Source organism: Arthrobacter sp. J156 (assembly GCF_056172865.1).
In genome coordinates this window covers 3,102,784-3,113,601 of sequence record NZ_CM149650.1, presented here as the reverse complement: position 1 = coordinate 3,113,601, position 10,818 = coordinate 3,102,784, and the positions used below count along the sequence as shown (strand labels likewise).

General features: G+C 68.2%; 11 protein-coding genes. 5 read left to right on the top strand and 6 right to left on the bottom strand.

Annotated features, from left to right (window positions below; genetic code table 11):
- Positions 1 to 36 precede the first annotated feature (36 nt).
- Positions 37 to 636, top strand: coding sequence for a recombination mediator RecR (recR, locus tag AC0QR5_RS14430; protein ID WP_329862221.1), 600 nt, complete (start codon positions 37 to 39; stop codon positions 634 to 636).
- Between the two features lie 12 nt (positions 637 to 648).
- Here the strand turns inward: recR and AC0QR5_RS14425 are convergent, their stop codons facing one another.
- The 4 genes from AC0QR5_RS14425 to AC0QR5_RS14410 all read right to left on the bottom strand — a co-directional run bounded on the left by AC0QR5_RS14425 (position 649) and on the right by AC0QR5_RS14410 (position 4,611).
- A complete protein-coding gene (locus AC0QR5_RS14425) occupies positions 649 to 1,986 on the bottom strand; it encodes a type II toxin-antitoxin system HipA family toxin (RefSeq protein WP_329862222.1) in 1,338 nt (445 codons plus the stop codon).
- Positions 1,983 to 2,264: a helix-turn-helix transcriptional regulator gene (locus AC0QR5_RS14420; protein WP_329862223.1), complete on the bottom strand. Its 282-nt coding sequence runs from the start codon at positions 2,262 to 2,264 to the stop codon at positions 1,983 to 1,985. The genes AC0QR5_RS14425 and AC0QR5_RS14420 overlap by 4 nt, the downstream gene beginning before the upstream one ends.
- Before the next feature lie 179 nt (positions 2,265 to 2,443).
- Complete coding sequence (locus AC0QR5_RS14415) at positions 2,444 to 3,643, bottom strand: ABC transporter permease (protein ID WP_329862224.1); 1,200 nt, start codon at positions 3,641 to 3,643, stop codon at positions 2,444 to 2,446.
- Positions 3,640 to 4,611, bottom strand: coding sequence for an ABC transporter ATP-binding protein (locus AC0QR5_RS14410; protein WP_430970740.1), 972 nt, complete (start codon positions 4,609 to 4,611; stop codon positions 3,640 to 3,642). The genes AC0QR5_RS14415 and AC0QR5_RS14410 overlap by 4 nt, the downstream gene beginning before the upstream one ends.
- A 230-nt stretch (positions 4,612 to 4,841) precedes the next feature.
- Between AC0QR5_RS14410 and AC0QR5_RS14405 the strand changes: the two genes are divergently transcribed.
- Genes AC0QR5_RS14405 through AC0QR5_RS14395 form a run of 3 tightly spaced genes read left to right on the top strand, consistent with a single transcriptional unit; the run spans position 4,842 to position 7,702 of the window.
- The gene (locus tag AC0QR5_RS14405) at positions 4,842 to 6,128 is read left to right on the top strand and encodes an aspartate kinase (protein ID WP_329862225.1); all 1,287 of its coding nucleotides are present in this window, start codon (positions 4,842 to 4,844) and stop codon (positions 6,126 to 6,128) included.
- 36 nt (positions 6,129 to 6,164) lie between these two features.
- Complete coding sequence (locus AC0QR5_RS14400) at positions 6,165 to 7,136, top strand: 3-methyladenine DNA glycosylase (RefSeq protein ID WP_430970741.1); 972 nt, start codon at positions 6,165 to 6,167, stop codon at positions 7,134 to 7,136.
- A complete protein-coding gene (locus AC0QR5_RS14395) occupies positions 7,133 to 7,702 on the top strand; it encodes a hypothetical protein (protein ID WP_329862226.1) in 570 nt (189 codons plus the stop codon). The genes AC0QR5_RS14400 and AC0QR5_RS14395 overlap by 4 nt, the downstream gene beginning before the upstream one ends.
- A 199-nt stretch (positions 7,703 to 7,901) precedes the next feature.
- Here AC0QR5_RS14395 and AC0QR5_RS14390 read toward each other — a convergent pair whose 3' ends face one another.
- Together AC0QR5_RS14390 and AC0QR5_RS14385 are read right to left on the bottom strand one after the other, a co-directional pair.
- Positions 7,902 to 8,339, bottom strand: coding sequence for a hypothetical protein (locus tag AC0QR5_RS14390; RefSeq protein WP_329862227.1), 438 nt, complete (start codon positions 8,337 to 8,339; stop codon positions 7,902 to 7,904).
- 167 nt (positions 8,340 to 8,506) lie between these two features.
- On the bottom strand, positions 8,507 to 8,941 hold the full coding sequence (locus AC0QR5_RS14385; RefSeq protein WP_329862228.1) for a hypothetical protein: 435 nt from the start codon (positions 8,939 to 8,941) through the stop codon (positions 8,507 to 8,509).
- Between the two features lie 541 nt (positions 8,942 to 9,482).
- On the opposite strand from AC0QR5_RS14385, the gene AC0QR5_RS14380 reads away from it, so the two are divergent.
- The gene (locus AC0QR5_RS14380) at positions 9,483 to 10,775 is read left to right on the top strand and encodes an IS256 family transposase (RefSeq protein ID WP_400588025.1); all 1,293 of its coding nucleotides are present in this window, start codon (positions 9,483 to 9,485) and stop codon (positions 10,773 to 10,775) included.
- Positions 10,776 to 10,818 lie beyond the last annotated feature (43 nt).

Here is a 10,818-nt window from a genome sequence, read left to right as displayed (position 1 = left end):
CGTCATCGTGGACACCCCCAAGCAGTGTGAGGTCTTGTGTACGAAGGCGCAGTCCAGGAACTGATCGACGAGTTCGGACGCCTGCCCGGCATCGGGCCGAAGTCGGCCCAGCGCATCGCGTTCCACATCCTCGACGCCGACCGCGAGGACACCGACCGGCTCGCCGAGGCGATCCGTGCCGTCAAGGACAAGGTCAAGTTCTGCTCGATCTGCTTCAACGTCTCGGAGCAGGAGACGTGCAACATCTGCCGCGACGAACGACGCGACCGGACCGTCCTGTGCGTCGTCGAGGAATCCAAGGACGTCATGGCCGTGGAACGCACGCGCAGCTTCCGCGGCCGCTACCACGTGCTCGGAGGCTCCATCAATCCGATCGGCGGCATCGGCCCGGACCAGCTGCATATCCGCGAGCTGCTGACCCGGCTTCACGACGACACGATCCAAGAGGTCATCATCGCCACCGACCCCAACCTCGAGGGCGAGGCGACGGCGACCTACCTGGCCCGGCTCATGCAGTCCCTCGGCATCAAGGTCTCCCGACTCGCCTCGGGCCTGCCCGTCGGCGGCGACCTCGAGTACGCCGACGAGGTCACGCTCGGCCGGGCCTTCGAGGGCCGCCGCAGCATGGTCGGCTGACAACACGGGCGTCTAGCGGGGACGCCGCTTGCGGAAGTGCCCGTCGACTTCCCTCCCGCCCCGCACATGCGGCCGGACCCAGACCTCTCCGCCCGCGGCCGCGTGGCCACCTCCCGTGCGGGACGAAGCCAGCCGCGTGATCCGCTCAAGGGAGACCCCGCCAAAAGCGCCGGACATCGAATCGAGCGCGTCCGGGGCAACTCCCGCGTCGACGGCCGCTTGCCTCCACCCCGAGACCGCCCGGGCAACTGCTTCGAGCCGCTCCACGGCCTGCCCAGTGGTGAGCCGGAAGGCATCGGCGTGCTCGACGAGCAGCCGGACATCGCGGTCCGCAGGGTCATCCTCAGGGGTCAGCGGCGTGCCGGAAGTCCCGAACCTGGATGGGTTGACGTCGAAGGACGGCGCCAGCCTCCAGCCCGTTCCGTCATGGAGAAGCCCGTGGTTTCGCATGTGGTCGTCGATGTTGTTGACCATCACTCCGAAGGCGGCTCGTGAGAAGAGTTCCGCGGCGTCCTCGTTGGGACGGGAGGACAGGGAGGCGACCCTCGACGCCAAGGTCGCGTAGTCCGGGAGCTCATGCGGCCCGAGCGCGAAGGCCGTGCGGAAGCTCAGGTAGGGAATTCGCCTGCCACCCTCCCGATCGAAGCGGCGGGTCAGGAACACGTGGCGTCCTCCGCCGAGATCGACGGCCCGCGAAGGCTGGGTGCGAATTCCGGCCCGCTTCTGGAGGAGGATGGCAGCGAGCTCCCACGCCGAGACGTCCCAATGGTCCGCAGTGCGCGGGAACTTGGCAAGCAACGTGTGCCCATCAGGGTCCAGGATCCACGCCTTCGGGCGGGCACCGCCGGGCGAGGATCCAACGCAGATGAGTTTCTGCACCTCATCGTCGACCTCGCCCGTGTCGGCAAAGCTCTGGGCCGCCCGTACCAAGCGGTCGAGATCCTGAAGACCGGCGTGGTGGCCGTCGGCGGCGAGGAACACGCCGCCCTGACGGAACCTCAGGGCGCCCTGCCGCGTCCTGTCGTCCACAGCCAAGAGCCGCTCGATCTCCGTCGCCGCCTTGAAGGGCTGCGCCTCGGACCTCGCCCGACGCCGTCGGTCCGCCTCCATCAGGCGACGGCCCCACTCGTCCGGGGAGGCATCGTCGAACGCCAGAAAAACGGAGCGGTGCGTTGCGGGGGTATGGGGACCCCGCTGCAACGGGAGGTCCGGGGAGATGGCAAAGCCGCGCGGGTCCGCGAGCCAATCGTCGCGATAGGTGAAGGTCAGCGACTCGAACTGGTGGCCGGGCCGCGTGTCAACCCTGCAATCACCGACATGCCGCTCGTCGATCCAGACCTCGAAGCTCATGGCGTCCGCCGGCGGGCGCGCTGGCGGCCCAGGAGCGGAGCGCGCAGCCGGCCCAGCTCGGTCTCGAGCGGGTCCGTGGCCACGACGATGCCCTCCGCGACGTTCAGGACCCGGGCGACGGCCAGGAAGCTGCCGAGCTTGACGCCGGGATCCCCCTTTTCTACCCGCCGCAGCGTCGGCAGCGAGACATCGGCGCGCTCCGCGGCGAGTTCCTGGCTGAGGCCGAGCACGATGCGCCACTGACGCAGGTGCTCGCCCATCCGACGCGCTTCATCCATGACTTCCTCCCATGCCAAGCATACTGGGAGTTTGCTTTATGAGCGATAAGGCAACGTATGAGTTTTATTATCAACTGCACTCGTCGAGGGCGATCGGAACCCCGGGACGCGCCACGGCCCCTCCGCATTGCAGAGAGGCCGGGGCGTCGACGTTGCTCCCGGGCGGGGCTCGGCGCGCCTCAGGCGATCCGGGTGCCCGTGGCGAGCTTGCCCGCGGGGGTGGCCAGCCGGCGTCGTCCACTGAACATGAGCCCACCGGCCAGGAGCAGCTGCAGCCCGAGCCCGAGCGGCCAGATCGGCGGCTGCCCCGACAGGTCCGTGGGCTCGCGCTTGACGCCGTCGAGGCAGGGGGTCGTCGCGGCCGGTCCCGCCTGGGACATCCGCACGCCCTGGCTGATCGCCGCCATGGGACCCTCTGCCCCCCAGCTCTCCGGGTCGCGTTCCCGCTGCGGCACGGCGTCGGCCACGACGACGAAGGGGTTCGCGGCCAACAGCCACGTGATCCGCTCCGTATGGAAGACGGGCTGCACGCCGCCCTGGCTCGAGCACACGTAGTACTCAGTGTCGATGGCCGGGTCCTGGTACTTGCGGTCGATCTCTTCGAAGAACGCCTGCTCCTCTGCCGAGTTCAGCGGCTCTCCGTCCTCCCCCAGGACCCGGCCCTCGGCGTCGTACTCGACGTTGGACCACGGGTCGTTGGGGAAGACCTGGGTGTGCACCACGGCGGTCGACTCGACGAGCCGGTAGCTGAGCCCGTAGGCGATCACGGTGCCCAGGCCCAGCAGGGCGACGAGGAGGTAGGAGGCCACGATCGCGAAGAGCGGCCGGTTGGAGCGGGCGGAGACCCCGACGCCGATCGCGCACGCGATGCCCAGCTCGACGGCCGCGAGCAGCAGGAACACCGGCACGGCGGGCAGGTACACGTCGCCGTAGGACATGGCCCAGGCGATCATCGGGACGGCGGCGACCAGGAAGCCGAGCGCCGCGACCCAGGCGGCGAGCCACTTCCCGAGCACGATCTGTCCCGGGGTCAGGAGCGTGTTCTGCAGGATCGCGAGCGTCCCGCCGGCACGGTCGCCCGTGATCGAGTTCGCCGAGAGGGCGGGGACGACGAGGAACCCGAAGAACAGCACGAACCCGACGACGAGCTCGAACATCACCTGCCCGGTGCCCTCGTCGAACCCCGCCGTGTAGGCGGCGAGCCCCGTGACGAGGGCGATGACCGCGAACCAGACGGCCAGCATGACGTACCAGGCGCGCGAGCGGATCCGCTGCTTCATCTCCAGCTCGAAGACGGTCAGGATCCCCGAGAGGTAGCCCAGACGCGGGCCGTCCGGGGTGCCCGGCGCGGTGCGGCCCTGTTCCATCGTGGTGCTCATCGCTCCGCCTCCCCGTTGCTGGACATGGTGCTCAAGTAGGTCTCCTCCAGGGCCCCGGAGGCGGGTGCGAAGGCGGTCACGGCGACCCCCGCGGAGACGAGCGTGCGCAGGAGCGCGGCGGCCTCGGCCTCCGAGGCGAGCTGCACCGTCACCCCGTTGCGGCGTTGCGATTCCGGCAGCCCGTAGCGGACGCCGGCCTTGCCGAGCGCCTCCATGAGCGCGCGGACGTCGAGCCCCTGGATGCCGTAGCGGCGGGACTGCGCCCCGGCCTCATCCACGGACTGCTCGCGGATGGTGCGCCCCGTGGAGACGAACACGGCGCGGTCGGCGATCTCATCGAGCTCGGAGAGGACGTGGGAGCTGACGACGACGGTGCGCCCCTCGGCGGCGAAGCGCCGCAGGAGGTTGCGCAAGTCGATCCGGGCCCCCGGATCCAGCCCGGAGGCGGGCTCGTCGAGCAGGAGCACGGCAGGGTCGTTCACGAGCGCGCGGGCCAGGGACAGGCGTTGCTGCTGTCCGCGGGAGAGCACCCGGGCCGGCTGGTGGGCGTAGCCGCCGAGCTTGACGAGGTCCAGGAGCTCGTCCGCCCGTTCCCGCGCGGCGGCGGCGTCCTTGCCGTAGAGCTTGCCGACGGTCGTGAGGATCTCCCGCGCGGTCAACGCCTCCCACACGCCGAGCGTGTCCGGCATCCAGCCGAGCAGCGCGCGGACGTCGCGCGGACGCTCGACGGGGTCGATGCCGCAGATCGAGATCGTGCCGGCGTCGGGGCGGAGCAGCGAGGCGAGCATGAGCAGCAGCGTCGTCTTGCCGGAGCCGTTGGGACCGATGAGCGCGGTGACCTGTCCGGGGGGCGCGCTGAAGTCCATGGAGGCGACCGCCTGGACGGGGCCGAAGCTGCGGGCGAGGCCGCTCGCGATGATGCCGCCGCCGGGGAAGCGCCCGTCGGATGCGTGCTGGGTGGTGGACACGGGGACCGGCCTTTCTGGAACCGCTGCCGTGGATTCTCGATTCCACGCACCACGCTACGGGCCGCCGATCGGCTCCGGACAGCTACCCAGGGATGATCTTTGCCCCGCCAATGTGACCCCCTGCGGTCATGGAGTTCGGCCGCGCCGAAGCCCCGTCGCTAGACTGTGACGGCACGTGCCCGGACGGCACGGCCCCCGACCCCGACCACCCCCGTGGAGTGTGCGAAGGCATGAGCCTGATTGTCCAGAAGTTCGGCGGTTCCTCCGTCTCGGATGCCGAGGGCATCAAACGCGTGGCCCGCCGTGTCCTCGCGACCCGCGACGCCGGAAACGACGTCGTCGTGGTGGTCTCCGCGATGGGCGACACGACCGACGAGCTCCTGGACCTCGCCGGCCAGCTCACCGAGGCCCCGCCGGCGCGCGAGATGGACATGCTCCTCTCCGCGGGCGAACGCATCTCGATGGCGCTCCTGGCCATGACCATCAACGGCCTCGGCGGCCAGGCCGTGTCCTTCACGGGCAGCCAGGCCGGCATGATCACCGACTCGATCCACGGCAAGGCCCGCATCATCGACGTCTCCCCGCAGCGCGTGCGCCGCGCGATCGACCGCGGCTACGTGGCGATCGTGGCCGGCTTCCAGGGCATGAGCAAGGAATCCAACGACATCACCACGATGGGCCGCGGCGGCTCGGACACGACGGCCGTGGCGCTCGCCGCCGCCCTGGATGCGGACGTCTGCGAGATCTACACCGACGTCGACGGCGTCTACACGGCGGATCCGCGGATCGTCCCCAGCGCGCAGAAGATCGACAGGATCTCGAGCGAGGAGATGCTGGAGATGGCGGCGTCCGGAGCCAAGATCCTGCACCTGCGCTGCGTGGAGTACGCGCGGCGCTTCGGCGTCCCGCTGCACGTGCGCTCCTCGTTCAGCAACCACGAAGGCACCTGGGTGCTGCCGAGCCCCGACGACCAGATCAAGATTCAAGAGGGAGAACCCTTGGAACAGCCCATCATCTCCGGCGTCGCCCACGACCGCTCCGAGGCCAAGGTCACCGTGGTCGGCGTCCCGGACATCCCCGGCAAGGCCGCGCAGATCTTCGGCGTCATCGCCGGCGCGCACTCGAACATCGACATGATCGTGCAGAACGTCTCCACGCACGGCTCCGGCAAGACGGACATCTCCTTCACCCTGCCCGTCGTCGAGGGCCGCGACGCCCTGGCCGCGCTGCGCGCCGCGCAGGCGGACATCGGCTTCGAGGAGATCGAGTACGACGACGAGATCGGCAAGCTCTCGCTCATCGGCGCCGGCATGCGCTCCAACCCGGGCGTCTCCTACCGCTTCTTCGACGCCCTGCACCTCGCGGGCGTGAACGTGGACATGATCTCCACGTCCGAGATCCGCATCTCGGTGGTCACGCACGCGGACAAGCTCGACGCCGCGGTGCGCGCCGTCCACGCCGCGTTCGACCTCGACTCCGAGGACGAGGCGACGGTCTACGGCGGCACGGGCCGCTAGACCCGTCCGTCCCCGGCCGTGCCGGATAATGGTGGGGTGCCCTCCCCCGCCGATCCCGCCACCGCGCGCACCCTCGACGCCTTCGACGCCTTCGACGTCCTGGGCGCGGAGCAGTGGCGTGCCCGGGAACGCGCCCACGCCGCGCGTGTGGAACGCTTCGCCGCGCCGTTCATCGAGCGCCGGCACGCGGGGCGCAAGCACCCGGTGGAGGACTTCCTCTTCACCTACTACACCCAGAAGCCCGGCCAGCTGCAGCGCTGGCACCCGGGCGCCGGCGTCGTCCTGCTCGACGCGGCGGACACGGAACGGGCCGGTTGGAAGTTCTACCGCACGGCCCCGCCGGAGGAGGCGGGCCGGGCGGGTTCCGGCCTGGTCCTCGACGCCGCCGCCTTCCTCGAGGCGCGGCGGGAGGCCGTGGACTTCGCCCGCGTCATCCTCGCGGGGACCGCGGCGCGCCCGGCCCAGCTCTCCTGCTTCGGCCTGCACGAGTGGGCCATGGCCTACCGCTCGGAGGAGAACGGGATCCGCCACGAGTACCTGCCCCTGAGGCTCGGCGCCGGAGGGACGGACCGCGTCGTGGAGGAGCACCGGATCCGCTGCACGCACTTCGACGCGTTCCGCTTCTACGCCCCGCAGGCGGCCCCGCTCAACGAGCTCCAGCCCACGCGCGAGACCCAACGCGAGCTCGAGCAGCCCGGCTGCCTCCACGCCAACATGGACCTCTACAAGTGGGCCTACAAGCTCACCCCGGCGATTCACAGCGAACTGGTCATGGACTGTTTCGAGCTGGCGTGGGAGATTCGAACCATGGACATGCAGGCATCGCCCTACGACCTCGCCGAGTGGGGCTACGAGCCCCTCCGGATCGAGACGCCCGCCGGCAAGGCCCGGTACGTCGAGCTCCAGCGCGGATTCGCCGAGCGCGCGCAGGAACTGCGGGGGCGGCTGCTGGACGCCGTCGAGCACCTCGCCGGTGCCGCGCGGCCCGTTGCGGGGAGCCGGTCGTGAGGGCCGGGGCCGCCGCGCTGATGCTCTCCTCCGTGTTGCTGCTCGCCGCGTGCGCCGGCGGCGGCCCGGGAGGCGGCGCCACGACATCCGCGACCCCGGGGACCTCTGCTCCCGGGACGTCGGCCCCCGGCTCGACGCCGGCCACGACCCCCGCCCCGGGGACGGGGGAGACCTCCCCGGCGCCGACCTCACCCGCCCCGGGCTCCTCCGCCGACGCGCCGGACACGGACGTGACGGTGGACATCATGCCGGATGGCACGGACGTCGGCACGAGCTACCGCGTGGTCTGCTCGGGCGGCCTCCCCGCCGACGGGACCGATCACCCCACGGCCGAGGACGCGTGCTCCTTCCTCGCGCAGAGCGGCCTGATCGTGTTCCTGCGTCTGCCGAACCAGGACCAGATGTGCACGCAGATGATCCTCGGCCCGCAGACGGCGCGCGCCTACGGAAAGATCGACGGGCAGAACGTGGACAAGACCTTCAGCCTGACGGACGGCTGCAAGATCAGCGAATGGGAATCCGCGGAGGCGCTTCTCGGCCGGGCCGCCTCCGCCGGCGCGCAGTAGGGGCCGCCGCCGCACGGGCGACCCTGCCCGCTCGACAGGTCGTGGACCGGGGCTGGTAGACCACGCTACTGGGCGCCGCCCGCGGCCGCCCCGGCTTCATCCCGGACAGCCGCCGGGGCCGACTCAACCGGCTCCCTCATCGCGCTCCTCGTCGATCGGAGCTTCACCGTTGAACGTACAGTCCCGAACGGCATTGGGATTAGGTCCCAGTCACCATCGACTCGAATCCCAGCAGAGTCGTAAAGTAGAAGACCGTGTAGAGAACGGCAGCCGCCACGGCGTACCAGAGGTTCTCCTTCCGGGCGGCTCGGTTGATTTCGTGTTCCGGCGTCCCTGCACCTCCGGTGAACCGGGCGCCCATGAGGTAGAACAGGTAGATGACGACGCGAATCGGGCGGAAGACCGAGCCGAGAGTCAACGCGCCGCTGACTGACAGCGTCGTGGCTGAGACGAACACTACATTGTCGAATGAGTCATCGAACTTCAGCCGTGTGAGCAACGGTATGCCGTAGGCGGCGAGCAACGCCCAAAGGCAGGCCGCATAGCCAATGCCCTCTCGGCTGGCTCGAAGGCAACTGACCGCAACGAAACCGAGGCTGATGACCGCGGCCACAAGAAAGAAGATCTGTACGAGCATGTCACTGACTCCTAGTGGGCCGTGCAACAGACGATCGGGCACCGTGCTGCGACTACCTGCCGATGGCGAAGCTGACCGCAGCTGACGATCCGTTCGTATACAACCACGTGCCGAGTTGCGAATTACGCTAGGTTTCGTTGCCGGCCACTGTATGCGTCCGAAAACGTTCAGCCGGCTCTGATTGCGGCATCAAGCGCGGGCAAGGTCGTGAAGCTCAAGACGACGAACAAGATTGCCGCCGCCAAGGCGTACCAGCGCGTCTCCCTCCTGGCTGTCTTGTTCTCCTCGTAGTCGGGAGATTCCTTGATCTCGAACCTCAACGCGACAAGATTCGCCATGTAGATGATGGGTCGAATCGGGCGAAGGGCGGATCCCAGCAACAGGGCGGCGCTCACACTCAAGAGGGTCCCCCCCGTAGTCGCCGTCTCGTCGAAATCGTAGTCAGCGGTCCAAGCCGCTGCCAGCGGGCCGGCGTAGACGAAAAACAACCCAAGCAGGCACTGCACGTAGCCTATGGTCCGCCGGCTGGCCCACACGCAGCTCCCGACGACGATGGCAACCGAAATCGCGGCAGCCACAACCACTAGCGCGGAAGCGTCCATACCAAGCCCTCTCGTCCTATGCATCCCATAAGCGGCGGTCTCATCTCGGAACTACCGACTGGACGCATAGCCAACGGAAAACGAAGCCGCACTTGTATACGCAATCGTTCCAGCCCTGGTGCTTCGCGATGCCCAGCCTCCCATGGCCTTCACGGCATGAGATACAGCCTTGGCCTTGCCCGCGAAAGTCAGCGTGCCCGCCACTGAGACGAGGAATTTTTTGCGGGCATTCTTGTCGCCCCCGAGATGGCCAACCATCGACGATGCACCGCTTAGCGCGATGGCCCCGACTACGCCCCAAGGACCAGGGATCATGCCAACCAGGTTCGACGCGAAGCTCAGGTTACCCGCCAGCGCCTTACCGGCGGAGCTCCTAGCCCAGGCTCTAACGTTCTTAGAAGTTCTAGCAGCGACCTTCTTCGTTACCTTTATCACGATCTTGGCCTTTGCCCAGGCTTTTTTGGCCCATCCGGGACTGTGGAAATAACGGTGTATCCGGCTCGACACGCCGGGCGGTAAGCCTGGCGGGGAGGAGCCCGATATGGCCGCAACACTTGAGGCTGTGCCGAGTACGAAAACCGCTGAAAAGAAGACAGAAGTATCCGAGGGCGACGCTGCGCGCGAGCTGGTCAGAATGGCGAAGGAACAGGGCCTGTCCCTGACCGGGCCGGACGGTCTGCTCAAGCAGCTGACCAAGACCGTGATCGAGACCGCGCTCGATGAGGAAATGACCGAGCATCTCGGATATGAAAAGCACGATACGGCAGGGAAGCAGACCGCGAATTCCCGCAACGGCGTGCGCCCAAAAACGGTGCTGACGGAGACCACGGGCCCGGTGGAGGTGGACGTGCCGCGGGACCGGGAAGGGACCTTCTCACCGGTCATCGTCAAGAAGCGTCAGCGCCGCCTGACCGGTGTCGATGAGATGGTCCTGTCGCTCTATGCCAAGGGCCTGACCACCGGGGAAATCAGCGCGCACTTCGCCGAGATCTACGGTGCGTCCGTGTCAAAGGAGACCGTCTCGCGGATCACCGACAGGGTGCTCGACGAGATGGCCGCGTGGCAAAACCGGCCGCTGGATGAGGTCTACGCGGCGATCTTCATCGACGCCATCGTCGTCAAGGTCCGCGACGGGCAGGTCGCCAACCGGCCCGTCTACGCCGCGATCGGCGTGACGCTGGAGGGTGAGAAGGACATCCTCGGCCTGTGGGCCGGCACCGGCGGTGAGGGCGCGAAGTTCTGGATGAGCGTGCTCACCGACATCAAGAACCGCGGCGTGAAAGACACCTTCTTCCTGGTCTGCGACGGCCTCAAAGGCCTGCCCGAAGTCGTCACCAACGTCTGGCCGCTGACAACCGTGCAGACCTGCATCATCCACCTGATCCGCAATACCTTCCGCCTGGCCTCGAAGAAGGACTGGGACGCGCTCAAACGGGACGTGAAGCCCATCTACACCGCCGTGAACGCTGCGGCCGCCAGGGCGGCGTTCGAGGAGCTCACCGAGCGCTGGGGCAAGAAATACGGGGCCATCGTGCGGCTGTGGGAGAACGCGTGGGAGGAGTTCATCCCGTTCCTGGACTATGACGTGGAAATCCGGCGCGTGATCTGCTCGACCAATGCGATCGAATCCCTCAACGCCAGGTACCGGCGCGCCGTGAAGGCCCGGGGTCATTTCCCCACCGAGCAGGCTGCGCTAAAGTGCCTGTATCTGGTCACCCGATCCCTCGATCCGACCGGTGCCGGCAAGACCCGATGGGCCGTGCGTTGGAAGCCCGCTTTGAACGCCTTCGCCATCACTTTCAGCGACCGATTCCCGGCCGCTGAAAGCTACTAAAAGAAACCGCCGGATACACCGTTAATGAGATAGTCCCGCCCAT

Excerpts from the sequence above, each read along its gene's own strand:
- AC0QR5_RS14415 (WP_329862224.1), bottom strand. The coding sequence starts at position 3,643 with ATGAGCACCACGATGGAACAGGGCCGCACCGCGCCGGGCACCCCGGAC.
- AC0QR5_RS14420 (WP_329862223.1), bottom strand. The coding sequence starts at position 2,264 with ATGGATGAAGCGCGTCGGATGGGCGAGCACCTGCGTCAGTGGCGCATC.
- AC0QR5_RS14385 (WP_329862228.1), bottom strand. The coding sequence starts at position 8,941 with ATGGACGCTTCCGCGCTAGTGGTTGTGGCTGCCGCGATTTCGGTTGCC.
- AC0QR5_RS14380 (WP_400588025.1), top strand. The coding sequence starts at position 9,483 with ATGGCCGCAACACTTGAGGCTGTGCCGAGTACGAAAACCGCTGAAAAG.
- AC0QR5_RS14390 (WP_329862227.1), bottom strand. The coding sequence starts at position 8,339 with ATGCTCGTACAGATCTTCTTTCTTGTGGCCGCGGTCATCAGCCTCGGT.
- AC0QR5_RS14425 (WP_329862222.1), bottom strand. The coding sequence starts at position 1,986 with ATGAGCTTCGAGGTCTGGATCGACGAGCGGCATGTCGGTGATTGCAGG.
- AC0QR5_RS14405 (WP_329862225.1), top strand. The coding sequence starts at position 4,842 with ATGAGCCTGATTGTCCAGAAGTTCGGCGGTTCCTCCGTCTCGGATGCC.